At 73.6% G+C, this 25,735-nt stretch carries 18 protein-coding genes; 12 read left to right on the forward strand and 6 right to left on the reverse strand.

Annotated elements, in window-relative coordinates:
* Positions 1-109: 109 nt before the first annotated feature.
* Positions 110-4,255, reverse strand: a complete 4,146-nt coding sequence (locus tag AQJ30_RS24935) for a type I polyketide synthase (RefSeq protein WP_159052387.1) — start codon at positions 4,253-4,255, stop codon at positions 110-112.
* 277 nt (positions 4,256-4,532) lie between these two features.
* Here AQJ30_RS24935 and AQJ30_RS24940 point away from each other — a divergent pair, with 277 nt between their 5' ends.
* The 10 genes from AQJ30_RS24940 to AQJ30_RS24985 all read left to right on the forward strand — a co-directional run bounded on the left by AQJ30_RS24940 (position 4,533) and on the right by AQJ30_RS24985 (position 18,308).
* Positions 4,533-5,492 carry a LysR family transcriptional regulator gene (locus AQJ30_RS24940; protein WP_067238197.1) on the forward strand — a complete coding sequence of 320 codons (960 nt, stop codon included), beginning with the start codon at positions 4,533-4,535 and terminating at the stop codon, positions 5,490-5,492.
* The gene (locus tag AQJ30_RS24945; RefSeq protein WP_067238200.1) at positions 5,456-6,514 is read left to right on the forward strand and encodes an EamA family transporter; all 1,059 of its coding nucleotides are present in this window, start codon (positions 5,456-5,458) and stop codon (positions 6,512-6,514) included. Before AQJ30_RS24940 ends, AQJ30_RS24945 begins: the two co-directional genes overlap by 37 nt.
* 147 nt (positions 6,515-6,661) lie before the next feature.
* Positions 6,662-7,123: a cobalamin B12-binding domain-containing protein gene (locus AQJ30_RS24950; RefSeq protein WP_245727100.1), complete on the forward strand. Its 462-nt coding sequence runs from the start codon at positions 6,662-6,664 to the stop codon at positions 7,121-7,123.
* Positions 7,120-10,392: an FAD/NAD(P)-binding protein gene (locus tag AQJ30_RS24955; RefSeq protein WP_245727101.1), complete on the forward strand. Its 3,273-nt coding sequence runs from the start codon at positions 7,120-7,122 to the stop codon at positions 10,390-10,392. The genes AQJ30_RS24950 and AQJ30_RS24955 overlap by 4 nt, the downstream gene beginning before the upstream one ends.
* Positions 10,389-12,680 (forward strand): AMP-binding protein, encoded by a 2,292-nt coding sequence (locus AQJ30_RS24960; protein ID WP_067238207.1) that lies wholly within the window; start codon positions 10,389-10,391, stop codon positions 12,678-12,680. Before AQJ30_RS24955 ends, AQJ30_RS24960 begins: the two co-directional genes overlap by 4 nt.
* A 64-nt stretch (positions 12,681-12,744) precedes the next feature.
* Positions 12,745-14,007, forward strand: a complete 1,263-nt coding sequence (locus AQJ30_RS24965; protein WP_067238210.1) for an MFS transporter — start codon at positions 12,745-12,747, stop codon at positions 14,005-14,007.
* A gap of 310 nt (positions 14,008-14,317) precedes the next feature.
* Complete coding sequence (locus AQJ30_RS24970) at positions 14,318-14,680, forward strand: hypothetical protein (protein WP_067238213.1); 363 nt, start codon at positions 14,318-14,320, stop codon at positions 14,678-14,680.
* A 129-nt stretch (positions 14,681-14,809) separates the two neighbouring features.
* Positions 14,810-15,880: a glycoside hydrolase family 43 protein gene (locus AQJ30_RS24975; protein WP_067238215.1), complete on the forward strand. Its 1,071-nt coding sequence runs from the start codon at positions 14,810-14,812 to the stop codon at positions 15,878-15,880.
* Positions 15,881-16,043: 163 nt separating this feature from the next.
* A complete protein-coding gene (locus AQJ30_RS24980; RefSeq protein ID WP_067238664.1) occupies positions 16,044-17,219 on the forward strand; it encodes an AI-2E family transporter in 1,176 nt (391 codons plus the stop codon).
* A gap of 219 nt (positions 17,220-17,438) precedes the next feature.
* Positions 17,439-18,308 (forward strand): class II glutamine amidotransferase, encoded by an 870-nt coding sequence (locus AQJ30_RS24985; RefSeq protein ID WP_067238218.1) that lies wholly within the window; start codon positions 17,439-17,441, stop codon positions 18,306-18,308.
* A gap of 50 nt (positions 18,309-18,358) precedes the next feature.
* Here the strand turns inward: AQJ30_RS24985 and AQJ30_RS24990 are convergent, their stop codons facing one another.
* On the reverse strand, positions 18,359-19,231 hold the full coding sequence (locus tag AQJ30_RS24990) for a class I SAM-dependent methyltransferase (protein ID WP_067238221.1): 873 nt from the start codon (positions 19,229-19,231) through the stop codon (positions 18,359-18,361).
* Positions 19,232-19,373: 142 nt separating this feature from the next.
* On the reverse strand, positions 19,374-19,967 hold the full coding sequence (locus tag AQJ30_RS24995; RefSeq protein WP_067238665.1) for a helix-turn-helix transcriptional regulator: 594 nt from the start codon (positions 19,965-19,967) through the stop codon (positions 19,374-19,376).
* Between the two features lie 96 nt (positions 19,968-20,063).
* Here AQJ30_RS24995 and ligA point away from each other — a divergent pair, with 96 nt between their 5' ends.
* Positions 20,064-22,151 carry an NAD-dependent DNA ligase LigA gene (gene ligA / locus AQJ30_RS25000; protein WP_079084283.1) on the forward strand — a complete coding sequence of 696 codons (2,088 nt, stop codon included), beginning with the start codon at positions 20,064-20,066 and terminating at the stop codon, positions 22,149-22,151.
* 43 nt (positions 22,152-22,194) lie between these two features.
* Here the strand turns inward: ligA and AQJ30_RS25005 are convergent, their stop codons facing one another.
* The gene (locus AQJ30_RS25005) at positions 22,195-23,907 is read right to left on the reverse strand and encodes an MFS transporter (protein WP_067238226.1); all 1,713 of its coding nucleotides are present in this window, start codon (positions 23,905-23,907) and stop codon (positions 22,195-22,197) included.
* 149 nt (positions 23,908-24,056) lie between these two features.
* On the opposite strand from AQJ30_RS25005, the gene AQJ30_RS25010 reads away from it, so the two are divergent.
* The gene (locus AQJ30_RS25010) at positions 24,057-24,860 is read left to right on the forward strand and encodes a TetR/AcrR family transcriptional regulator (protein ID WP_067238229.1); all 804 of its coding nucleotides are present in this window, start codon (positions 24,057-24,059) and stop codon (positions 24,858-24,860) included.
* A 12-nt stretch (positions 24,861-24,872) separates the two neighbouring features.
* On the opposite strand, the gene AQJ30_RS40140 is transcribed toward AQJ30_RS25010, so the two are convergent.
* Complete coding sequence (locus tag AQJ30_RS40140; protein ID WP_067238231.1) at positions 24,873-25,130, reverse strand: GNAT family N-acetyltransferase; 258 nt, start codon at positions 25,128-25,130, stop codon at positions 24,873-24,875.
* 253 nt (positions 25,131-25,383) lie between these two features.
* The gene (locus tag AQJ30_RS25020; protein WP_067238233.1) at positions 25,384-25,734 is read right to left on the reverse strand and encodes a cupin domain-containing protein; all 351 of its coding nucleotides are present in this window, start codon (positions 25,732-25,734) and stop codon (positions 25,384-25,386) included.
* Between the last annotated feature and the right edge of the window lies 1 nt (position 25,735).

Genomic DNA, 25,735 nt, shown 5'->3' on the forward strand with positions numbered 1-25,735 from the left:
TTATACCACAGTTCATTGATGGTTTACAGTCGCCCTTTGTTTGAACACCGCACGTGACAGGGCCGCCGACGGGCCACGTGGGCGCGCCGGCCGCCCTGTCCCGCAGGTGTCATGCCGCGGCGGAATCGGTCAGGAGGTCCGCGATCGGCAGCGGCGACAGGAGCCGCCCCACGGGGACGTCGATGCCGTGGTCGGCGAGCAGCCGCTGCCGCAGGTGGGCGGCCATCAGGGAGTCCAGTCCGAGCGCGGTCAGCGGGCGGCGGACGTCCACCTGGGACGCGGGCAGTCCGAGGAGGTCGGCGGCACGGTCGAGCAGCACCTGTCGGGGTTCGGGCGCCGCGCTGTCTTCGGGCCGGTTCGCGTCCCCCGGCGACGGAGGCTCCGCAACGGTCAGGGGCGCGGCTGCCGCCGGGGGGCGTTGTCCGGCTTCCGCCGGGTCGTCGTTCCGCGAGGCGACCGCACCCAGGAGTGCGGAGCCGATCCCGTGCAGGGTCCGGGCGACCACGGGCGGCAGGAGCCGTTCGGTGAGCCAGCCCGCCACCGCCCCGGCGGAGGGCAGCGCGGGTCCCGGCACCGTGACCGGGTCCGCGGGGAGCCGCCGCAGTCGTATGCCGGTGAAGGAGGCCAGTTCGCGCCCGTCCGGCGTGTACATCCGGACCTCGGCGAGGGCGGAGTCGGGGCCGGTCGGCGCGCAGCGACCGACGCTCCAGAAGCTCTCGGGCAGGTCGCCGAGGACACGGACCTCGCCGAACTCCTCGGGCACGTGCAGGCGTTCGCCCCGGGTCTCCGGCTCCGCGGTCCGGCGGCCGGACCCCGAGCCGGGCTCCTCGGGCCACAGGGAGAGGAGCGGGAGCAGCCCCGCTTCCCAGGCCGCCGGGCCCGGCAGGGAGGGGCGCCGGACCCGCGCGACGAACTCACCTTCCCCGCACCACAGGTGCTCCACCGAGCTCAGACCGGACCCGATGGTCAGGCCGTGGAGGTCGGCCAGCGCTTCGAAGCGGTGGCGCGGCACGTACGTGGTGCAGCGGGCCAACGCCGCGTCCAGCAGGGCGAGTACGGCGGCCGCGTCGGCGCCCTCGGGGGAACCGGCCGTCGTGACCACGCCGTCCGCGTGCGGGACGGTCCCGCCCGACCGGGTGGAGGTGACCGACACCGGGCGCGCCCCGTCGCGGCCCGGGGCGCCGACCTCGACCGTGAGCGCCGTGGCGGCGGCGTCGCGGGCGTCCAGGACGTGCGGGGACAGCCGTACGTCGCGCAGGACCGGAGTCGCGTCGCCGCAGACGTCCCGTACCGCGTCGATCGCGGCCAGGAGGTGGACGACGGCCGGAACGGGGGTGCTCCCCCGCACGGTGAGGGCGTCACGCCAGCCGTCGTCGGCCGCCCAGTCGGCGAGGGGAACGGTGTGCGTGCGGACCTCGGACGCGGACGCCGGAGGCCGGGGCGCCGAGGTGGCGGGGAGGTAGTCGCGCGTGTCCCAGACGTAGGTGGGCAGGCGCACGCCCGGGGTCGTCTCCCGGTCGAACCAGCGGGTCCAGTCCACGCTCGCGCCCGCGGCGTAGACCTGTCCGACGGTGCGGGCCAGCGCCTCCGGCTCGTCCTGGTCCCGGCGCAGGGTCGGCACGACGGACCCGCTCGCGCCGTGCGCGGAGAGCGTGTCCCTGATGCCGCCGGACAACATGGGGTGCGGGCTGACCTCGACGAAGACGGTGTCGTCCGCCTTCGCCGCCGCCCTGACGGCGCGCGTGAAGTGCACGGGGCCGCACAGGTTCTCCGCCCAGTAGGCGGCGTCGGGCACGGAGCCGCCGTCGGCGCCGACCAGGGCGTGTCCGCGCACGGTGGAGACCATGGGCAGCCCGGGCCGTGCGGGGGTGAGGTCGGCGAGGGAGTCGAGCAGGTCCTGGCGGATCTCCTCCATGACCGGCGAGTGGGAGGGCACGTCGACGCGGACCGGGTGGCAGACCACGCCCCGCCGCTCCAACGCACGGGTCAGTCGCGCCAGTTCGCCGAAGGGGCCGGCCAGTACGGTCGACCGCGGCGCGTTCTCCGCCGCGACGCCGACGCCGGGGTGGGCGTCGGTGACGACCTGCTGGGCCTCTTCCGCGGACAGGCCGACGACCAGCATGCCCCCGCGCCCGGCGACCCGGCCCATGAGGCGGCTGCGGCGGCAGATCACCGCTGCCGCGTCGCGCAGGGTGAGGGCACCGCTGACGTGGGCGGCGGCCGCCTCCCCCATGCTGTGGCCGATGCACAGGTCGGGCGACAGCCCCGCCTCCCGCAGCGCGGCGGCGAGCGCCACCTCCACGGCCCACAGCAACGGCTGCACCGTCTGCACGTCGTCGGGGAGGTCGGCGCGGTCGTCGGTCAGCAACTCCAGCGGCGACCAGCCCAGTTCCGCCTCCACGGCGTCCGCGCACCGGGTGAGCGCCGTACGGAAGGCGGGGGACGAGGCCAGGAGGCCGCGCCCCATGCCCTGCCACTGGGAGCCCTGGCCGGGGAACACCAGCGCGGTGCGCCGGTCGGTGCCGAAGCCCGCTTCCCCGGTGCCGCCGTCGGCGATCTCCTCGCCCCGTGCCAGGGACAGCAGCCGGTCCGCCAGCTCCTCGTGCGTCGCGGCCGTCGCCCACAGGCGGAAGGGGTGGTGGTCCCGGCGCAGGGCGGCGGCCGCGCACAGGTCGGCCAGGGGGGTGCTGCGTCCCCGGCCGCGCAGGTGGGCGGCGTAGGCGCGGGCCAGGCCGCGCAGGGACGCGGGCGAGCGGGCGGACAGGACGAGCAGCGGCCGCCGCTCGGCGCGCTCGGCGGATCCCGTGGGCTCGGCGACGTCGGTGAACCGGGAGGGCTCGGAGGGTCCGGAGGGCTCGGTGACCTGGGAAAGCTCGGCGAACTCGGTGACCTGGAAGGGCTCCGCGGCCTCGGTGACCCCGGAAGCCTCGGCGAACTCGGCGGTCCCGGTGAACTCGCCCACGATCGCATGGGCGTTGGTGCCGGACAGGCCGAGGGAGCTGACGCCGAGGTGGGCGCGGTCGCCGTTCCTGGTCAGGGGCTCGTTCTCGGTGACCAGTCGGAGCGGCAGCGCTCCCGTGGCGAGCAGCGGGTGGGGGTCGGTGCAGTGCAGGGACGCGGGGATGACACCGTGCTCGGCCATCAGCACCGCCTTGATCAGCCCGGCCACCCCGGCCGCGGCCTCCGGGTGGCCGATGTTCGTCTTCACCGACCCGACGCGCAGCGGGCGGGCGGCGTCCCGGTCCTGGTTGACGGAGGCGAGCGCGGCCAGTTCGACACCGTCGCCGACCGGCGTGCCCGTGCCGTGCGCCTCCACGTAGTCGACCTGCGCGGGTGAGATGCCCGCCGCCGCGCAGGCCTCCTCGATCGCGGCGACCTGGCCGGACTCGGCGGGCTTCAGCAGCAGCCCGCTGCCCCTGCCGTCGTTGCCGACGGCGGTGCCCAGCAGGAGCGCGCGCACCGGGTCGCCGTCGCGCAGGGCGTCGGACAGCCGCTTGAGCACCACGAGGCCGACGCCCTCGCTGCGGACGAAGCCGTCCCCCGAGGCGTCGCCGAACTTGCACCGCCCGTCGGCCGAGAGCATGCCGCTCTGCGAGTACACGACGGCGTCCCGCGGCGACAGGATGACGTTGACCCCGCCCGCGAGGGCCAGGTCGCTCTCGCCGGTGAGCAGGCTCTGCCGTGCGGCGTGGACGGCGACCAGGGACGACGAGCAGGCGGTGTCCAGGACGACGCTCGGGCCGCGGAGGTCGAGCGCGTAGGAGATGCGGCCGGCGGTGACGGCCCGTAACCTCCGGCCCGCGGCCCCTCGTACGGTGGTGCGTCCGTCGAGGGGCTGGTGGACCTCGTCGTAGTCGGACGTGGCCTGGCCGACGAACACACCGGTGCGCGAGCCGGCGAGGGCCGACGGCTTCAGGCCCGCGTCCTCGAGGGACTCCCAGGCGACCTGCAGCACCAGTCGCTGCTGGGGGTCCATGTCGGCCGCCTCCGCGGGCGAGATGCCGAAGAAGCCGGCGTCGAACGCGTAGGCGTCGGCCAGGAAGCCGCCGTGGCGGGAAACGGTCCGGCCCGGTTCCTGCCGGTCCGCGGAGTAGTGCTCGGCGATGTCGAACCGGTCGGCCGGCACTACGGTCACGCTGTCGGTCCCGGACACGAGCCGGTCCCAGAACTCCTGCGGGCCGTTCGCTCCGGGGAAGGCGCAGCCCATCCCCACCACGGCCACCGCGGTTCGTTCGGTCGTACGCGAAGCGCGCACGGCTGTCCCCCTTCTGTCGGGCATGGAGGAGACCGGCCTCCCCCGTGTGTGCGCAGTGGAGGGCCGAAGCCACTCCCTGCAGTCGGATTCAAACATACACTCGGGGTCAATTTTGTCTTCCGGGTTAAGCAAATCTTTGCCCATGGTTCTCCGCCCGCGGATCCGTGCACTTGAGTACATGAATGAGGTCTGATCTAATCTTGGCTCAAGATCCTCGTTTCGAGGCGGACGGGACGGCAGAACGCCCCCGGGGGACCGACCGGAAGGAGACCGCACCGTGGACGTCCAGCGACTGGAAACGTTCGTGGCCGTGGCCCAGAGCAACACGCTCGCCGAAGCCGCGGACCGGCTCGGCTACGCGCGATCGACCGTCACCAGCCACTTACAGGGCCTCGAACGGGCCCTGGGCGCCTCCCTGCTGGAGCGCGGCGCGGCCGTCAACCGGCTCACCAAGGCGGGCGCCCGCTTCCTGGAGTACGCCACCGACATCCTCGACAGACTGGCGCAGGCGCAGGCGGCGGTGGCGGCCGCGGCGGAGGACCGGCCCGGCAGCCTGAGCATCGGCGCGACGGCGTCGCTGTGCACCTACCGGCTGCCCGGCTTCCTGCGGACCCTGCGCCGGCTCATGCCCCACCTGGAGACGCAGGTGTTCGTCGGCTCGGTGGCCGAGCTGCGGGACCAGGTCGGCCGGGGCGAACTGTCCGCCGCCCTGGTCAACTCGGCCACCGTCGCCCCGGCGCACCCGTCGACCGTGCCCTCGGCCGACGGGCCGGGCGAGGGGGGCGACCGCCGGCACCTGTGGACGGACCAGGTCGTCGTGGTCGGCGCGCCCGAACAGGTGGCCCGCCCCCAGCGGCTGCTGGTCACCGCACCGGGCTGCGTCTACCGCGACATCGCCGAGCGGCAGGCGCTCCCCCGCCTGGGGCGCGTCCGGGTGCAGCAGGTGGGCAGCGTGGACGGGGTCAAGTCGTCCGTGCTGGGCGGCATGGGCGTGGGCGTGGTGCCGGCCGTCGCGGTCGGACCGCAGCTGCAGTCGGGACAGTTGGTCGAGCTGCCGCTGCCGGCGCTGTCCCCGGTGATGACCGAGCTGATCTGGAACGCCGAGGTCACCCCCGCGCACGTGGTCCCGCACCTGCAACGGCTGCGCCCGCCGCAGCCCCTGTCACCCACCGCGCCACGGAACCTCCCCTCCGCCCGGCCGTGTCCCGCGTACGTCACGACCGGTACCGCGAGTTGAGCCGGGACGCCTCCGGCGCGGACTCCCCGGACGCCGACGTGCGAGGCACCTCCGACGCAGGTCCCTCGGACGCCAGGACCCGCCGACACCCCCGCCGGTCCGGTGCCTCCGGCTGCCTCATGGTCGTCACCGCCTGTGTGCTCTTCGGCCTGAGCGGCACCGCCTCGCGCGAAGTCATCGACCGGGGCGTCAGCGCGGTCACCGTGACCGAGTTCCGCATGCTGTTCGGCTTCCTGAGCCTGTTCGCCGGCCTGTGCCTCGCCCGCCGCGACCTGCTGCGCCTGCCATGGCGGAGCCTGCCGCGGGTGGCGGTCTTCGGTCTGGCCCTGGCCGCACTCATCTACTGCTACTCGATGGCGATAGCCCGGCTGCCCCTGGCGATCGCGCTGGTGCTCCAGTACAGCGCCGCCGCCTGGCTGACCGCCGCCGACGCCGTACGCCGGCGCGGACGCCCGCCCACCAGCGTCCTGGTGGCCCTGCCCCTCACCCTCGGCGGTGTCGTCCTGATGGTCGGCGTGGGCGGGGCGCAGCTCCGCCACCTCGACCCCCTCGGGCTCGTCTTCGGACTGGCCACCGCCGCCTCCTACATCGGGTACCTCGTGTGCGGCCGCTCCCTCGGCCGTACCGTGCCGGCCGGCACCTCCACCCTGTACGGCTCGCTCGTCGCCGCCCTCGCGTGGTGCTGCGTGCAGCCCCCGTGGCGCATCGGGAGCAGCGCGTGGGAGCCGCGCACGCTCGTGCCGCTCGTCCTGATCGGTGTCCTCGGCATGGCCGTTCCCTTCGCGCTCGTGCTGAGTGCCGTACGCGTCCTCGGGCCGACGCGCGTGAGCATGCTCGGCACCTTCGAGATCGTCGCCACCAGCGTCGTCGCCTACCTGTGGCTCGGCCAGGCGCTGACGCTCCCCCAGTGCTGCGGGGCGCTGCTGGTGATCGCCGGTGTCGCCGTCTGCGGACGCCGATCCCCCGACGGGGAACCGGCGGAGCCGTCGGCCCCGGCCCGGGCGGGCACGGTCCGAGCCTAGTGCGCCGGACGGCCCGCGGACCGGGCCGGTACGGCATCCCCGAACTCCGGTTCACGACTGCCGAATCGGCCTGGGATCCGGCTCCGCAACCAGAGATCTTCGATGTGCCGCGACAAGACCGCGGCCCCTCGACAGGAGGTCTTCCTCGTGCGTCCCATCCAGTCCAGAGCGAAACGCATCCTGCTCTCGACGGTCTCCTCCGACTCCCACACCTGGAACCTGGTGTTCCTCCAACTGCTGCTGGAAGAGCGCGGCTACGAGGTGGTCAACCTCGGCCCGTGCGTGCCCGACGCCGAACTGGTCGAGCAGGTACGCGTCCAGCGGCCCGACGCCGTCGTCATCTCCTCGGTGAACGGGCACGGGCACATCGACGGCCGCCGGCTCATCCGGACGCTGCGCGCGGACGGCGACCCGGCCCTGGCCGCGGTCCCCGTCATGATCGGCGGCAAGCTGGGCATCCAGGGAGCGGCCCAGTCCCACCTCGCCGACGAGCTGGTCGCGGAGGGGTTCGACGCGGTCTTCACGGACGGCGCGGACCCGGCCGAGTTCGGCACCGCGCTGCAGCGGATGACGGGACAGCGCCCCCGGATCGCCGGAGTCGCCGCATGAGCGGCATACGCCCGCAGGGCGCCTCCGTACCTCCGCAGGGCACCCGCGCCGCGACCGCCGGCGCTCCCGCCACGCCCGCGGCCACCACCGACATGCAGACGTATGTCGAACAAGCCGCGCACACCGGCCAGTTGGTCGTGCAGCCCCGGATGGGCATGTCGGACCCGCGGAGCATGGCCGACGGCCTGGCGGCCGTCGCGGCCGCCCGCGCCAGGACGCTCGCCACGCTCACCATCGACTCCTACACCCGGGTCGAGGACATCGCCGGCGCGGAGGCGGCCCTGACGGCCGGCCGCGCGCTGAACGGGTTCCCGCTCGTCAACCACGGGCCGCGCCTGACCGCCGAGGTCGCCCGCGCCGCCGACGGCATCCCCGTCCAGGTCCGGCACGGCTCCGCACGGCCCGCCCACATCTTCGACGCGATGGTCGCGGCGGGTCTGTCCGCCTCCGAGGGCGGCCCCGTCTCCTACTGCCTGCCCTACTCCCGGCTCCCGCTCGCCGAGGCGGTGCCCGCCTGGGTCGACGCGACCCAGCAGCTCGCCGACCAGGCCGCCGAGCAGGGCCTGCGGGCCCACCTGGAGACCTTCGGCGGCTGCATGCTCGGCCAGATGTGCCCGCCCTCGCTGCTGGTGGCGATCAGCGTGCTGGAGGCGATGTTCTTCGCCCGCAACGGGATCACCTCGGTCTCGCTGTCGTACGCCCAGCAGACCAACGCGGTCCAGGACGTCGAGGCGCTGGCCGCCCTGCACCACCTCGCGGAGCTCTTCCTGCCGACCCACGTCGCACGCCACGTGGTGCTCTACACCTACATGGGGGTCTACCCCGCCACCGAGGCCGGGGCGGAACTGCTCCTGGACTCCTCCGCACAGCTCGCCGTGCGCGGCGGCGCCCAGCGGCTGATCGTCAAGACCGTCGCCGAGGCCCACCGCATCCCCACCGTCGCCGAGAACGTCGCGGCGCTGGAGCGGGCGGCCCGGGTGTCCCGCGAGGCCCTGCGCGACGACTGCCCCCTGCCGTGGGCCCGCCAGGCCGACTACGAGACGGTCTACAGCGAGGCGCTGCGGCTCATCACCGCCGTCCTCGACCACGGCTCCGACATCGGCACGGGCCTGCGCGCCGCCTTCGCCTCGGGCACCCTCGACGTGCCGTTCTGCCTGCACCGCGACAACGCGGGCGCGGCGCGGGGCGCGATCGGTGACGACGGCCGGCTCGTCTGGGCCGCCACCGGCGCCATGCCCCTGCCCGCCCCCAAGGGCACCCACCACGTGGTCACCTCCAGCCGGCTGCTGAGCATGCTGCGCTTCACCGCCGACGCCCATGACCGGTCGGCGGAACTCCTGGCCCGCACCCGCGCCCAGGTCACCGCCCCGCACCGGGTCGCGGTCGTCGGCTCCGGACCGCGCGGTCTCGCCGTCGTCGAACGCCTCGTGGCCCGGCTGCGGGACGAGGCACCCGACCGTGCGGTGGAGATCGTCCTCATCGACAAGGACGAGGTCGGCGCGGGCCGCGTCTGGCGCAGCGACCAGAACCCCGTCTTCCTGATGAACACCGCCTGCGGCGAGGTGACCATGTTCTCCGGCCCCGCCGACGACGGTCCCGCCCGGGCCGGGGCGGGCCCCACGCTGGCCCAGTGGTGGGCCGCCACCGAGGACCCCTGCTACCCGGGCCCCAACGCCTACGCGCCCCGCGCCCTGTACGGCGCGTACCTGGGGTTCTTCCTCCAGGCCGTGCAGGACTCCCTCCCCGCCGGTGCGACGCTCCGCCGGCACACCGGACACGTCACGGCGATGCAACGCAACGGTGCGGCATGGCAGTTGCGGTGCGCCGACGGTGAACTGATCGACGCCGACCGGGTCGTGCTGGCCACCGGCCACCCGCTGACCGAACTGTCCGCGGCCCAGGCCCGCTTCGCGGACTTCGCCGCGCGCGTCCCGCGGCTCGCGTACGTCCGCGGCGACAGCGCCGCCGACATGCCGCTGGAGCGCATCGCGCCCGGGGCCCGCGTGGCGGTGCTCGGCATGGGCCTGACGTTCTACGACATCGTCGCCGCCCTGACCACCGGGCGCGGCGGCCAGTTCCGCGAGGGTCCGGACGGCACGCTGCGGTACCTGCCCTCCGGCCTCGAACCCGTCCTGGTGGCGGGCTCCCGGTCCGGGGTGCCGCTGCCGGCCCGCGGCCTCAACCAGAAGGGCCCGCTGTGGCGTTACCGGGCGCGGCTGTTCACCCCGCAGCGGATCGCGGCCCTGCGCGCCCCCGGCCGTCCCCTCGACTTCCGCACCGAGGTGTGGCCGTGGCTGCACGCCGAGATGCACCTGGTCCACTACGGGACCGAGGTGCGCGCCCGGCTCGGGGGGCGCGCGGAGCAGGAGTTCCTGGCCCGCGCCGCCGCCCTGGTCGAGGCCGCGGCGGCGGAAGCGGCGGACGAGGTGGTCCGCGCGGCGGCCGCGCGGCTCGGTGTCGACGGTCTGCCGCCGCTGGACATCGACGCCCTGGCGCGTCCCTTCGCCGGCCGTGGCTTCGCCAGTCCGGCCGCGTTCCACGCCGCCCTGCGGGAGGTGATCGACGACGACCTGCACCACGCCGGCCTGGGCAACCACGACGGGCCCCGCAAGGCAGCGCTGGACGTCCTGCGCGACGTCCGGGGCACCATCCGGCGCGCGGTCGACTTCGACGGCCTGACCGCCGCGTCGCACCGGGACGACTTCCTCGGCTGGTTCGCGCCGCTCAGCTCCTTCCTGGCCGCCGGGCCCCCCGCGCAGCGGCTGCGCCAGACCCGCGCCCTGCTCGACGCGGGCGTCCTGCGGGTCGTCGGTCCGTCGGCCGAGTTCGCCGCCGACGAGGCGGGCGGGCACTTCACCGTCCGCTCCCGGCAGGTCGAGGGCTCCCTGCACCACTGCGAGGCGCTCGTCGACGCCCGCATCCCCGCACCGGACCTCGGCCGCGACACCGCGCCGCTCACCCGGCACCTGCGCGCCACCGGCCTGTGGACACCCTGGACCAACCACCAGGGCGACGGCGGTCCGCTCACCGGGGGCGTGGCCACCACGACCGTGCCGTACCGGCCCGTGACCGCCGCGGGCACGCCCGCCGACGGCGTGTACGTCCTGGGGATCCCCTCCGAGGGACAGCGCTGGTTCATGCAGGTCGGGTCCGCGCGGCCCGGTCCCTGGACCGACTTCACCGGCGACGCCGACGCCATCGCCCGGGACGCGCTCGCGGCGCTCCCCCGGCCGGCCACCGCCCGGACGCTGGAAGGAGCCCGCGCATGACGACGGCCCGAGACCACCGCGACCCCGTCCGCTCCGTCCACGCCCCCTCCGCTGCCCACTGGACCCACCGCCGTACTCCCGCCCACGCCGCCTTCCGGCGCGGCCGGGACCTCCTGCTGGACCTGCGCGCCGACCACGAGGCGGCCCGCCGGGCGTTCACCTGGCCCCGGATGACCCACTTCAACTGGGCGCTGGAGTGGTTCGACGTCATCGCCCGGGACAACCGGCGCACCGCCCTCGAACTGATCGGGCCCGACGGCCGGGACCAGCGCATCTCCTACCAGGACCTGGCCACCCGCTCCGACCAGCTCGCCAACTGGCTCACCCGCACCGGCGTCCGGCGCGGCGACCGGGTGCTCATCGTGCTCGGTCCCCAGGTCGAGCTGTGGGAGACGCTCCTCGCCTGCCTGAAGACCGGCGCCGTGGCGATCCCCACGTACACCTCCCTGACCCGCGCCGAGGCCGCCGACCGGATCGGGCGCGGCCGGGTCCGCCACGTGGTCTGCCGCAGCGAGCTGGCTCCGCTCGTCCCCTCGCACGTCCCCGGCGCGCACACCCCGCTGACGCGCATCGCGGTCGGCGCGCCCGTCGCCGGCTGGCACGCCTACGACGACTCCTACCAGGTCTCCGCCGCCTACCTGCCGGCCGGTCCGACCCCCGCCTCGGACACGGCGTTCGCCTACTTCACGTCCGGCACCACCTCGGCGCCGAAGCTGGTCGTCCACACCCACGCGTCGTACCCGGTGGGACACCTGTCCTCGATGTACTTCAACGGCCTGATCCCCGGCGACCGGCACGTCAACGTCTCGGAGCCCGGGTGGGCCAAGCACTCCTGGTCGAGCTTCTTCGTGCCGTTCACCGCGGAGGCGACGCTCGTCGTCCCGCCGGCCGCGCTCGTCGACTCCGGGCACCTGCCGCGGCTCCTGCAGGAACGCGGCGTCACCAGCCTGTGCGCTCCCCCGGCCCAGTGGACGCGCCTCGCCGCGCACGCCTCGACCGCCCAGCCCCGGCTGCGCGAGGCCACCACGGCGGGCGAACCCCTCGCCCAGCACGTCAGCGAGGTCATCGGAGCCGAGTGGGGCGTGACCGTCCGCGAGGGCTACGGGCAGACCGAGACGACCGCCCTGGTCGGCACCACCCCGGGCCTGCCCCACAAGCCGGGCTGGCTCGGCAAGCCGCTGCCCGGCTGGGACCTCAGCGTCCGGGGCGAGCAGTTGTACGTCGAACTCGCCTCCGCGCCCGTGGGGATGATGGCCGGCTACGACGGCGACCCCGGGCGTACCCGGCAGGTCCTCGGCGCCGACCGGTACGCGACGGGCGACTCGGCCGTCCTCGCGTCCGACGGGTACGTACGGCTGCTGGGACGCAGCGACGACGTGTTCAAGTCCGGCGGGCACCGCGTGTCCCCGTACGAGCTGGAGGCGATCCTGCGCACCCACCCCGGCGTCCGCGCGGCCGCCGTGGTCCCCGTGCCGCACCCCATGCTGACGCTCGCCGCGCACGCCGTGGTCGAACGCGAGCCCGGCGCCGAGGTCACGCGGGCGGACCTCCTGGACCACGTCGACCTGCACGTCACCCGCGCCCTGCGCGTGCACAGCGTCTCCTTCACCGACGCGCTGCCCCGCACCACGTCGGGCAAGATCCGCCGCTCGGAGGTGAGCGCGCACCTGCGCACCACCGCCGACGCGGGCCCCGCACCCGGCCTCCCCCACACCGAACAGGCCGAGCGCACCCCGCACTTCGGGCACGCCCCGCACGCCGAGCACCCCGAACCCTCCGAGCCCTCTGAGACCTCCGAGCCCCCCGCGCCCCCCGAGCCGAAAGGCAGCCCCATGACCGTGACCACCCCCACGCCCCGGCGCCGTGACGTCCTGGTCGTCCGCGACCTGCTGAACGGCACGGCCCTCGACCGGCTCACCTGGCAGGCCTACGTCCAGCCCGGCCGCCAGGCGGTCGACGTGCACTGGCTCTACACCGCGGAGGAGACCGGCCCCGACGGCGCCGAGGCCTACCTCGCGCGCTTCGGCGCCGGCGCGCACGGGGACCTCCACCGCCACCTCGGCTTCGAGCTGATCGTCGTCGTGGACGGCGAACTGCGCAACGACAACGGCGACGTCTACGGCCCCGGCTGCCTGGTCCTGGAGAAGCCCGGCAGCGTGCACCGGGTCAGCAGCATGCACGGCTGCACCCTGCTGGTGATCCGGGAGAAGCGCACCGAGGCCCTGCTGCCGGGCGAACTCCCCGACACCGGACTGGCCCTGGACGGCGCACCGGTCACCCCCTCCTGACGCGCCCCGCCACGGGCCCCGTTCCCCCCTCTCCGCACCCTTGAGCAGAAAGCGCCCCAAGACCATGTCCCAGCAGATCACGACGGCACCGGTCGCCCGCGTGGCGGCCCCGCTCCCCGTCGGCAGGTCGGGCAAGACCCACTCCCCCCACTACAAGTGGGGCATCCTCGGCATCGGCATCATCGCCCAGGCGGCCTTCAGCGCGGCCTTCCAGGGGATCCCCATGGCCAGCGCGGTCCTCCAGTCCGACTACCACTACTCCACCGGCCAACTCGGCCTGGTGCTGGCCGCATTGACCTGTGGTGCGGCGGTCACGGAGATCGTCTGGGGGCTGCTCACCGACCGGTTCGGCGAGCGGGCCGTGCTGGTCACCGGCCTGGCGGGCACCACCGTGAGCCTCGCCGCCGCCACCGCGTTCCTCGTGCCCACGGGCGGGTACACCCCGCCGTCCTGGCTGCTGTCCGCCGTCCTGCTGCTCGCCGGCGCGCTGGGCGGCTGCGTGAACAGCGCCTCCGGCCGGGCGGTCCTGGGCTGGTTCCCGCCCGGCAACCACGGCTTCGCCATCAGCCTGCGCGTCGCGGCCGTCCCCCTCGGCGGCGCCATCGGCGCGCTCGCACTGCCCGCCCTCGCCCTGAGCGTCGGCTTCCGGGGCGTGTTCGGCTTCCTGACCGCGTTCGCGCTCGCCGCCACCGTCGCCATCGTGTGCTGGCTGGACGAGCCGCCGCTGCCGCCCGCGGGGCACCGGAACACCACCGTCAGCCCGCTGCGCCGCTGGAAGATCTGGCGGATCTCGCTGAGCGCCTTCCTGCTGGACTTCCCCCAGTTCACGGTCCTGTCGTTCGCCGCGATCTACCTGCACCGGGAGCACGGCATCGGCCTCACCGCCATCTCCGGCCTGCTGTTCGCCGTCCAGGCGCTGGGCGCCGTCTCCCGTGTGTGGAGCGGGCGTTGGACCGACAGCCGGGGCGGCCGGCACCGTCGCAGCATCGTCATCGTCTACAGCTGGGTCATCGCCGCCTGCTTCGTCGGACTCGCGCTGTGCGGGTCCGGACCGGCGTGGATCGCGGCCGCGCTGATAGTGGTGGCCGGTCTGCTCTCCTGCGGCTGGCACGGCGTGCACTACGCCGAGATCGCGATCATGGCGGGCAAGGAGCGCTCCGGGACGGCCCTCGGGCTGGAGAACACGATGGTGTTCGCCGGCGCCTTCCTCACCCCGCTCGTCATCCCGGGGATCCTCGCGGCCACGTCGTGGTCCGTGGTCATGCTCCTCGTCGGAGCCGTGCCCGCCGTGCTGTCGGCGGTGGTCATGCCCCGCGAGGGCAGGTAACCGCGACAATCCGACGTCGGGGCCGCTTGCAAGGAGTGCACGACGCGCGCGCCGACACAGGGCCGCCACCTGGCTGCATGCCGGAGGGCGGCCCTGCGGTGATTGCAATAGTTGAACGGTCGGGTCGACGCAGTGACCCCTCCGGCGACCGACCACCCAGGTCCGAGTCCTTCCAAGCTGCAAGGACTCGTCTGTCCCGAACCAGTCGCTGCCCTTGCCCCGGACGCCGCCCTCCTGCGAGGTTCACTTCTCGAACGCACGCCCTTCTGCGTGCCGGAGTCTGCCGACCCACCGACTGCGAGGTCATCCCATGTTCACCCGGACGCACCGCTGGACGCACCGCGCCCGCGCCCTCACGACCGCCGCCTCCGCCGTGGCCCTGTGCGGCCTCCCGCTGCTCTCCGCGGCCCCTTCCTCCGCCGCACCCCTGCCCACGGCGCCGCCGGCCCCCGCGTGCGTCGCCCTGTACGAGAGCTGGCGCTACGTCACCGCGTCCAACGACTGCGCCACCCCCCACCAGGTCCAAGTCGTCTACCAGGACGGCGCGACAGGCCTGTGCTACGCGCTGGCCCCGCGGACCCAGACCACCGTCGGCGAGGGCTACCTCGGCACGCACGGTCATGTCGACCACCTGGCCCTGTGCGAACCGTACGAGGCGCAGACCGGGCCGTGAGGGCGTAGGCGGTCGTGCACGGACGCGACCGCTGCCGCGGCCGCCCAGCCTTGACATGTCCACCCCCCATCGCGAAGCTGAAGGCAGGTTCTTTGCATCGATGTAAAACGCCGATCACGGGACGGGACGATGAACCCATACCGCTGTCTGAGGAGCACCGCGGCCCTGCTGCTGGCCGGTGTGCTCACCGCCGTGCTGTCCCTGACGTCCGCCGGGCCCGCGCAAGCCGGCCAGACCGGCCTGCGGGCCGCCGACCCGAGCGTGCTGCGGGTGGGCGGGACGTACGTCTCGGTGCAGTCCGTCGGCGACGGCATCGCCGTGCGGCAGGCGTCCTCGACGGACGCGCTCGCCTCGGCGCCCGCCCGCCGGGTCTGGTCGGACACGGGCAACCTCGGGGAGGTCTGGGCCCCGGAGATCGTGCGGGACGGCGGCCGTTACTACATCTACTTCACGGCCGGACGCGGATCCGCCCACCGCATGTACGTCATCAGTTCCGCCACCGCGGACAGCGGCTACACCGGCGCGAGCAGGCTGGCCCTGCCGGACGACAAGTGGGCCATCGACGGGGCCCTGTTCACCTTCAACGGGCAGCGCTGGTTCGTGTGGTCCGGCTGGGCCGGTGACACCAACGTCGAGCAGAACCTCTACGTCGCCCGGATGAGCAGCCCCACGACCCCCACCGGTGCGCGGTACGTCATCTCGCAGCCGCGTGAACCCTGGGAGCGCGTGGTCGGCAACCCGTACATCAACGAGGGTCCCGAACCCATCAAGGACCCCAACGGGCAGCTGCACGTCGTCTACTCCGCCAACGGCAGCTGGAGCGACCAGTACTGCCTGGCCGACCTGCGGCTGCGGGCCGGGGGCGACCCGACGTACGTCTGGGACTGGTACAAGTCCAACGGCTGCCTCTTCGGCTCCCACCGCGCCACGATGATGGCGGGCTGGGACCCCACGCTGTACGCCGACGGGCCCGGCCACCACAGCTTCGTCCTGCTGGACGGGGACATCGGCACCAGCCCGCCCGCGGGCCCGCGCTTCCCGCTGATGTACCACGCGGTGCCCAAGGGGACGCCGTACGCCTGGGAGAACCGGTACTGGTACACCGGTACGTTCGCCTGGTGGGGCGGGACCACCTACAGCCGCGCCAACGTGCCCGGCCCGAACACGAACACCGGCTGGAGCCTCAAGTTCTTCGAGTAGCGACCCGGCGTCACCCGACGGCCCGAGGCGCCGTGACACCACCCGCGTGAGCCCACCGAGCGGGTGCCCCGCACGGCGTTGCGGCCCGCTCCCCGCTCCGATCGTGCGTACGGTGCTCCGCGGGTGACCGGTCCCCCGGGCAACGAAAGAGGCGTACGGCGTGGTGGCGAAAGCGGGTCGTGGGGCGGCCGGAGAGGGGCACGGGGCAGCCGGAGGGGGGCGCGGGGGCAGCCGCACGCCGCTGGGCAGCCGCCCCGCGCACTCCGTACGGCTCCCGCCGCGCCGCCCGGCCCCCGTGGCCGACCGCACCGGGCCCTTCCTGCGTTCCGCCGCCGCCCACGCCTGGCGGCTCATCCTCGTCGGCATCGTCGTCTACGGCCTGTTCGTGGTCCTCGGCCGGTTCGAGACCATCGCCGTGGCCCTGTTCCTCGCCCTGGTCATCACGTCGGTGCTGCGCCCGGCCACCGATCAGCTGGCCCGCCTGGTGCCCCGGCCGCTCGCTGTCGCGCTCGTCCTCGTCGGCAGCATCGTCGTCCTGCTCGGGCTGCTCGCCCTGGTGGGCGACGCGGTGGCCAACGAGTCCTCGACCCTGGCGGACGAGTTCCGCAACGGCGTGCACCGCATCGAAGTGTGGCTGCAGCACCCCCCGTTCCGGCTGAGCCGGCGGAAACTGTCCGACCTGCAGGACCAGATCGTCCACTACGTCTCCGCCCACCGGGCAGGACTCCTGAGCAGCGCCGTCAGCGGCCTCGGCCGCGCGGTGGAGTTCGTCACGGGAGGCGCGCTCGCCCTCTTCGCCTCGGTCTTCTTCCTGCACTCCGGTGAACGGCTGTGGACCTGGTCGCGCGACGAGGTCGTGCCCGGCCGCGCCCGGCCGGGCTGGGACCGGGCGGGCCGGGCGGCCTGGCGGGCCTTCGCCGGGTACACGCGGGGCATCATCATCGTGGCCGCCACCAACGCCGTGATCGTCGGGATCGCCCTGCTGGTCCTGGAGGTGCCGCTGGCGCTGCCGCTCGCCCTGCTGGAGTTCTTCGCCGCCTTCGTGCCGCTCGTCGGCTCGCCGGTCGCGCTCGGGGTGGCCACGGTGGTGGCGCTGGCCGGGCGGGGCCCCGCCATCGCGCTCGTGGTGCTGGCGCTCATCGTGATCGTCGGCCAGTTGGAGGGGCACGTGCTGCACCCCCTGGTGATGGGCTGGGCGGTGCGCCTCCACCCACTCGTGGTGGCCGTGTCCGTGCTCGCGGGCGGCACCGTGGCGGGCGTGATCGGCGCGGTCGTGGCGGTGCCCTTCGTCTCGGTCGTCTGGGCGGTGTTCCGTGCCCTGCGGCCGACGCCGACCTGACGACCGAGAGCCGTCGCGAAGCGAGCAGGAGGACCGCCGTGCGCGCAGCCGGGCGCGAGCCGCCCAGCGGACGCCGGGGCGACCTTTCACGCGGCACGGACACGGAGGCCGGTGGCCGCCACGCCCACGGCGCGGGTACCCGGGATGCCCGCCGGCCCGGCCGACACTGACCGTACGACGCGAGCCGGGACGACCGGCCGACCCCGCAGGGAGGACACCGTGTGCCGTCTGTTCGGCCTCAGCAGTGCACCGCACCGCACGCACGCCACCTTCTGGCTGCTCGACGCCCCCGACAGCCTCAGCCGGCAGAGTCACCGTGACCCGGACGGCACGGGCCTCGGCTACTTCGGCGCCGACGGCACCCCGCGCACCGACAAGGCGCCCCTGGCGGCCTACCGCGACCAGGCCTTCGCCCGGGAGGCGCGCGAGGTGGAGTCGACCACCTTCGTCGCCCACGTGCGCTTCGCCTCCACCGGCAGCCTGGACACGCGCAACACCCACCCCTTCGAGCAGGACGGGCGGCTCTTCGCCCACAACGGGGTCGTCGAGGGACTCGACCGGCTCGACGACCACCTGGGCGAGGACCGGTCGCTGGTGCGCGGCGACACCGACTCCGAGCGGGTGTTCGCCCTGATCACCCGTGAGATCCGGCGTCATGACGGCGACGTCGGCGCGGGCCTCCGCCAGGCCGTCGGCTGGATCGCGGCGAACCTGCCCGTCTTCGCCCTCAACCTCGTCCTCACCACCCCCGACGAACTCTGGGCGCTGCGCTACCCCGACACCCACGAGCTGTACGTCCTCGACCGGCCGGCCGGCGGTGAGCACGGCAACCGGCACCTCGACCACAGCGGCAGTCACGGCCGTCTGCGCGTCCACTCCGCGAAGCTGGCCGGCCGGCACGCCGTGGTCGTCGCGAGCGAGCGCATGGACGACAGTCCACGCTGGAGCGCGCTGGAGCCCGGGGAACTGCTCACGGTCGGCCGTGACCTGGGCGTGAGCCGGCAGATCGTGCTGCCCGACCCTCCCGCACACCCGCTCACCCTGGACGACCTGCACCCCGACGCGGCCGCCTCCCAGCGGGCGGCCTGAGTCAAGCGGGGCGAGGGGCCGGACGTGTCGGGCGACCGGGGCCGGGCGTTTCAGGTGCGGCGTGCGGCCCAGACGGTGCGTTCGGTGCGGACGCGCAGGTCGTCACGGCGCAGGATGCTGTGCGGGCCGGTGGTGTCGAGGAGGTGGTCGAGCGCCGTGAGGTCCTCGGGGGAGAGCGCGGCGGCGACGGCACCGCGGATGCGGCGCAGACCGGCGAGGGCGTAGGGGCCGACGGCATCGGTGCCGGTGCGGGTGCCTGGGGGCTCGATGTTCACGGGGATGGTGCGCCGGCCCTCGACGGTGAAGCCCGCGGCCGTGAGCATCGGCCCCCAGTCGGCGCCCCGGTGGGGCATGTGGTCCCTCTGGAGGTGCTCGACCACGGCGTGGCAGCGCTCCTCCAGTCCGGGCCGGCCCTCGGGGGCGTCCTCGGGAAGGAAGCGTGGGAAGCCGGCCAGCTCGACGACGGCGAACACACCACCGGGCGCCAGCAGTTCGCGGACGGCGCCCAGTGCGCGCTCGGGGTGGGCCAGGTGGTGCAGGGAGGCCGATGCCCACACCAGGTCCGGCGTGCCGAGGTCGGGCCACGCGGTGTCGTCGAGGTCGGCCTGCACGGTGCGTACCCGCTCCTCCAGGCCACGGGCGCACGCCTTCGCCCGCAGGCGGCGCAGGTGTCCGGCGGACGCGTCGACGGCGGTGACGTAGGCGTCGGGGAACCGGTCCAGGAGGGCGAAGGTGCCCGCGCCCGTGCCGCAGCCCAGGTCCACGACCTGGCGCGGGTCGTCCTGCAACGGCAGCCATGCGGTGATGGAGGCGGTGTGCTCGGCGAGGACCTCGGCGTCGAGGTCGAGGATCTCCGCCAGCCCGTCGGAGTCGTCGTGCTCGGGGTGGACGTGCTGGTGGGTGTGCGGGTGCGCTTGACTCATGCCTTCACGCTAGGACGCTCATGCGCTCCGGGCATGACCTGTCCCGGTCTGCGCAAGAAGATGGGTGCCTGCGCTGCCCGATGCGCAAGAAGCCGCGCCGACCGTGACCCGAGCGGCGGCCGCCTGCATGCCGCTCACCAGGTCACCCACTGGCGGTCTGAGCGTCGCCGTCGTCGCCCCCGCGCTGGTGGCCGCGGCGTGCGTCGCGGTCGAAGATGCCGAGGACGTCGCACGGGCCGCCCTCGGCGCCGAGCGCGTGCGGCATCATCGTCGGGAACTCGGCGGCCTGGTCGGTCTCGACGCGGAAGCGGCGGTGGCCGAGCAGCAGGACCGCGGTGCCGGACAGGACGACGAGCCATTCGCGTCCGGGGTGGGCGCGCATGCGCGACGGGTCGTCGGGCGGTGGACCGGTGAGGCGCTGGCGGACCACGCTCATGCCCGGGTCGCCCTTCACCGGCCAGCGCATCGAACCGCGAGCGGCGTCGATCGTCGGGCTGATGATCACGTCATCGGCGGCGGTCTCCACGAGCTGGTCCAGCGTGGTGTCCAGGGCGCGGGCGAGGATGACGAGCTGGTCCAGCGCGAGGCGGCGCTGACCGTTCTCGATGCGGCTCAGGGTGGACTGGCTGAGATGGGCGCGGGCGGCCAGCTCGTCGAGGGACCAGCCCTGCGCCCTGCGCAAGGCGCGGATCCGCTTGCGGACGAGACCGTCCAGATCGCCCTCTTCCTGCGTCATGGGCGACAGGGTATGCCGGGGCCGCATGCGCGGGAGCGGTGCCGTTCCGTCGCGGTGCAGCGGGCGATGTCAGTGGTGGCAGGCAGGATGACGCGCATGACAACACCGGCAGCTGTGATCATGGATTCCGCCGCTTACGCGCAGGCGGTCGAGGACGCGGTGAAGGCGTCGGCCGCCTACTACGCGGGTGGGACGTCGGCCTTGGACGACGACGCCTACGACCGGCTGGTGCGGGGCATCGCCGCCTGGGAGGCCGACCATCCCGACCAGGTGTTGCCCGGTTCCCCGACGGGGAAGGTCGCCGGCGGCGCCGTGGAGGGCGATGTCCCGCACACGGTGGCGATGCTGAGTCTGGACAACGTGTTCTCGCCGGAGGAGCTCACCGCCTGGACGGCCTCCCTCGCCCGGCGCATCGGCCACGACGTCGAGCGGTTCAGCGTCGAGCCGAAGCTGGACGGGCTCGCGGTCGCCGCCCGGTACGCCGACGGCCGCCTCGGACAGCTGATCACACGCGGGGACGGAACGGCCGGGGAGGACGTCTCGCACGCGATCGGCACCATCGAGGGCCTGCCCGAGACGCTCGCCGAGCCGGTCACCGTGGAAGTCCGCGGCGAAGTCCTCATGACCACCGCCCAGTTCGAGCACGGCAACGAGGTGCGCACCGCCCACGGCGGACAGCCCTTCGCCAACCCGCGCGGCGCCGCGGCGGGCACCCTGCGCGCAAAGGAGCGTGCGTACACGGTGCCGATGACGTTCTTCGGCTACGGCCTGCTGCCCCTGCCCGACACCGACACGGCGCTCGTCGCGCGGCTGGGCGACCTCGCGCACAGCGACCTCATGGTCCAGGCCGCCGCATACGGGGTGAACACCACCGCCGGCACCGCGGTGCCCGGCACCACCGCCGACAGCGTCGAGCAGGTGCTGGCCCGCGTGCAGGAGATCGCCGCCCTGCGCGCGGAGCTGCCGTTCGGGATCGACGGGATCGTCGTCAAGGCCGACCTGGCCGCCGACCAGCGGGCAGCGGGATCGGGTTCGCGCGCTCCGCGCTGGGCGATCGCCTACAAGCTGCCGGCCGTCGAGAAGATCACCCGGCTGCTCGGGGTCGAGTGGAACGTCGGCCGCACCGGCATCATCGCCCCGCGCGCCGTCCTGGAACCGGTCGAGATCGACGGCGCCACCATCACCTACGCCACCCTCCACAACCCGGCCGACATCACCCGCCGGGACCTGCGTCTGGGGGACCACGTCATGGTGCACCGGGCCGGTGACGTCATCCCGCGCGTCGAAGCCCCCGTCGCCCACCTGCGCACCGGCGACGAACAACCCATCGCCTTCCCCGAGGCGTGTCCGCGCTGCGGGTCCGCCATCGACACACGCGAGCAGCGCTGGCGGTGCGAGAACGGACGCAATTGTCACCTGGTGGCCGCCCTGTCCTACGCGGCCGGCCGTGACCAGCTCGACGTGGAGGGCCTCGGCCACACCCGCGTCGTCCAGCTCGTCGACGCCGGCCTCGTCACCGATCTGGCCGACGTGTTCACCCTCACCCGCGAGCAGCTGATGGGCCTGGAGCGGATGGGCGCGACCAGCACCGACAACCTCCTCGCCGCCATCGCCGCGGCCAAGGGGCGGCCGCTGTCACGGGTGTTGTGCGCGCTCGGGGTCCGCGGCACCGGCCGCTCCATGTCCCGCCGTATCGCCCGTCACTTCGCCACCATGGACCACATCCGGGCCGCGGACGCGCAGGCGATGCAGGCGGTCGAGGGCATCGGCACCGAGAAGGCCCCCTCGATCGTCGCCGAGCTCGCCGAACTCGCCCCGCTCATCGACAAGCTCGCCGCGGCCGGGGTGAACATGACGGAACCCGGAGCCACGCCACCCGCCTCGTCCGACCGTGCCACCGGTGACCACGAGGAGAACTCCGAGGACGCTGGTGGACCGCTGGCCGGGATGACCGTGGTCGTCACCGGTGCGATGACCGGCCCCCTGGAGGAGCTCAGCCGCAACCAGGTGAACGAACTCGTCGAACGGGCCGGCGGCCGCTCGTCCTCCAGCGTCTCCAAGAAGACCACCCTCGTCGTCGCGGGCGACGGCGCGGGGTCCAAGCGCGCCAAGGCCGAGGACCTCGGCATCCGCCTGGCCACGCCGGACGAATTCGCCGCGCTGGTGGCCGACTACCTCGACTAGGTGATCAATCCCGCCGATGGTCAGGCGGCCACCGGTGTGCGGGTCAGTGTCCGCCGGGCTGCTCGGGGCGCGCCTGGCGCGGCAGGAGGAAGGAGAGGAGGAAGGTCAGCGCGAGCATGGCGTCGACGATCCACAGCACCGTCTTCATGACCGATCCGAAGCCGCCCTTGAAGGCCGAGGTGGCGGTGGCCTGCAGGGCCGCGGGTATGCGGGCGCCGGCCCCGGGTGAGGTCACCGCGGACCGCGTGTCCTTCTCCAGGCGCGCGCACGACGCCGGGGTGGCGGCGGGGTCCTTGGCCACGGCGCGGTCCGAGGCGCAGGCGCGCAGGTCCGCCACGACGCGGTCCTGTGCCGCGGGCGCGACGTGGGCGGCGGCCAGTTGCCCGCGCAGACCGTCCGAACGGTGGTCGACGGCGGTGGCGATCCCGCCGCCCAGCAGGCCGAAGAACACGGTGCCGAGGATGGCCACGCCGAAGGCGCCGCCGAGCTGCTGCATCGCGGTCATGGTGCCGGACGCCGAACCCGTCTCCTGCTGCTCCACGCTGGCCAGCACGATGTCGAAGAACGGGGCCATGAGCAGGCCCATGCCGATGCCGGTGACGAGCAGGGACGGCAGGAGCTGCCAGGGGCCGACGCCGCTGCCCACCACGTCGAGGGTCAGCCACACGCCGAACACGCCGGCCGCCATGACGACGGTGCCCGCCTGGAGGACGGCACGTCCGAACCGTACGACACCCTGCGCGATCCCGAACCCGACGATCATGCCGCCGGACCAGGGCACCATGACCAGGCCCGCCTTGAGCGGCGCATAGCCGAGGCCTATCTGGGTGTAGAGGTTGAAGACCAGCATGAAGCCCTGCATGGTCGAGAAGAAGACCAGTCCGAGGACCATGCCGCCGCTGAATCCGCGCTTGCGGAACAGGCTCGGGACGACCAGCGGGTCCAGACCGGCGCTGCTGCGCCGCGACTCGTACCTGGCGAAAACGGCGAAGACGACGACCGAGGCGCCCATCATCACGAACGTCCACACGGGCCAGTCGTACTCGCGGCCCTGGACCAGCGGGAAGATGAGGAGCAGCGCGGCGAGCGAGACCAGGAGCATGCCGGGGATGTCGAGGCGGGGCTTGCTCTCGGAGCGGCCGCGGGGCAGGTAGCGCACCGCGCCGAGGAAGGCCGCGGCCCCCAGCGGCAGGTTGATCAGGAAGATCATCCGCCAGCCGGTGCCGAAGTAGTCGGCGTCCACCAGCCAGCCCGCCAGGATCGGCCCGCACACCGCGGACAGCCCCATGACCGGGCCGAACATGCCGAAGGCCTTCTGCGACTCCTTCGGCGGGAACATCTCCTTGATCATGCCGAGGCCCTGGGGCAGCATCACCGCGCCGAACAGGCCCTGCACGACACGGGCGCCTATCAGCAGCTCCGGCGACACGGACACCGCGCACAGCAGCGAGCCCACGGTGAAGCCGGCGGCGCCCACCAGGAACATCGTGCGGCGTCCGTGGATGTCCCCGAGCCGCCCACCGGTGACGAGCCCGACGGCCATCGACAGCGTGTACGCGGCGGCGAGCCACTGGAGGGTGGAGGCCCCGCCGCCGAGGTCGGCGCGCATGGACGGGCCGGCGATGTTCGTGACGACGGCGTCGAGGAGGTCCATCACCTCCGCCGCGAGGATCACGAAGAGCGCGGCCCAACGCCACCGGTAGGGCGCGGGCGAGTCGGTGGGCGTCTCCGCGGACGCGACACCGGTGGGGGTCATCGGAACTCCTGGCGGGGTGAGGCGGATGATGGGTGAACGGTGTTCACCGTAGCAGAACAGTGCTCAGCCAGAGAACACTGTTCATCAAGATATAGCGCGACCTCTATGCGCGGGAGAACACTGTTCTCCTGAATGCCTAGACTGGCCGCATGACCGACGCGGCAGCCGACAGCCCAGCAACCCCACCGCCGTCTCCGTGGGAGCGGGAGCGCCCCGCCCGTGCCCACGCCGCTCCCGCGCGCACACCGCTGTCACGTCACCGCGTCGTCGAGGCGGCCTTCACCGTGCTGGACCGGCAGGGACTCGACGGACTGTCGATGCGTCAGGTGGCCGCCGAACTGGACGTCACCGTCTCCGCCCTCTACGCCCACGTCAGCTCCAAGGACGACCTCCTGGAGCTGATGTACACACGCCTCTTCGACGGATTCGAGATCCCCGCCGCGGACCCGGACCGCTGGCAGGAGCAGTTGCTGGACTTCGCGCGGGCCAGCAGACGCCGCCTGTTGTCCCATCGCGACATGGCCCGGATCTCCATGGGCCACGTCCCGTTCACCGCGGAACTGCTCCCGCACGTCGAGGGGCTGCTCGCCATCTTCCGCACGGCCGGCCTGCCCGACCGCATCGCCGCGGAGGCGGGCGACCTCATCTCCACGTACATCGACGGGTTCGTCCTGGAGGAAGGCATGTGGCAGGACCGCGCCGCCCAGCAGGGCAGCGCCTCCTCCCCCAGCCGCCCCGACTGGCGCGAGATGGCCGGAGAGATGCAGAACTACTTCGCCTCGCTGCCCGAGGCCGACTTCCCGCACCTGCGCGCCCTGTCCGGCCTCATGGTGACGGACTCCTCCGACGAGCGCTTCGACATCGGCCTGCAGATCATCCTGCGCGGCCTCGCGAGCTACCTGCCGGACCGGACGGACAGCACGGCACCGGACGACACGGGCCCGCGGAACTGACCACGAACGAGCTCACCCCTCGAGTTCCTTGCAGAAGACCGTGGAGCTCTGTCTGACCGTCATGCCCGCCCGGAGGTAGAGGCCGAGGGCGCCGGTGTCGGAGTGGGTCCACAGGGTGCAGGAGTGAACTCCGGTGCGGTGAAAGGCTCGGAAAGTGTGGCGCAGCAGGAGTCGGGCGATGCCGCGGCCGCGGTGATCGCGGCGGACGGCGAGCTGCTCGACGTATCCCTCGTCGGTGCCGGGCGCGTCGAGCGCCAGGGCGGCGCCCACCAGCGCACCAGGACGGTGTCCGGCTCCGGTACCAGACCGGGTCGCCCGAGATCGGCGGCGACGGCTCCCGCGTCGGTGCGGCTCCGGCCGTACAGTTCCCGTTCGCAGTCCGTGACCAGGGCGTGGAGCACCGGGACGTCCTCGGGCGTACAGGGTCGGGAGTGGTAGCCGGGCGGCAGGGAGGGGGCTGGAGGAAGCACCGACGGAACGTAGTCGTGGGTCTCCTCTCCCCGCAAGGGTGCGACGGCCCGGGTCACACGCGGACCGCGTACACCTTCCTCAGCGTCTCGTGCACCGTCCACGTGGTGCGGTCGCCTTCGCGCAGTACGGCCAGGTCGCCGGGCTCGAGGTGCAGGGTGGGCCCGTCCTGCACCTCCACCGTCGCCGAACCGCTGACCACGACGAACATCTCGTCCGCCTCGGTGTCGGTGACCACTCCCGGTGTGATCTGCCAGATCCCGCCCAGCTGACCGCTGTCCTCCGAGCCCCACAGGACCTTCCCGGTCACCGTGGGGTTCCCGGACACGATCTGCTGCGGATCGAGGGGCTCCGCCTCGAGTTCGGCGTCGGGTACGTGGAGGGCGAGGCTCTGTGCGAGTGACATG

It is taken from the genome of Streptomyces longwoodensis (genome assembly GCF_001514125.1).
Taxonomy (GTDB): domain Bacteria; phylum Actinomycetota; class Actinomycetes; order Streptomycetales; family Streptomycetaceae; genus Streptomyces; species Streptomyces longwoodensis.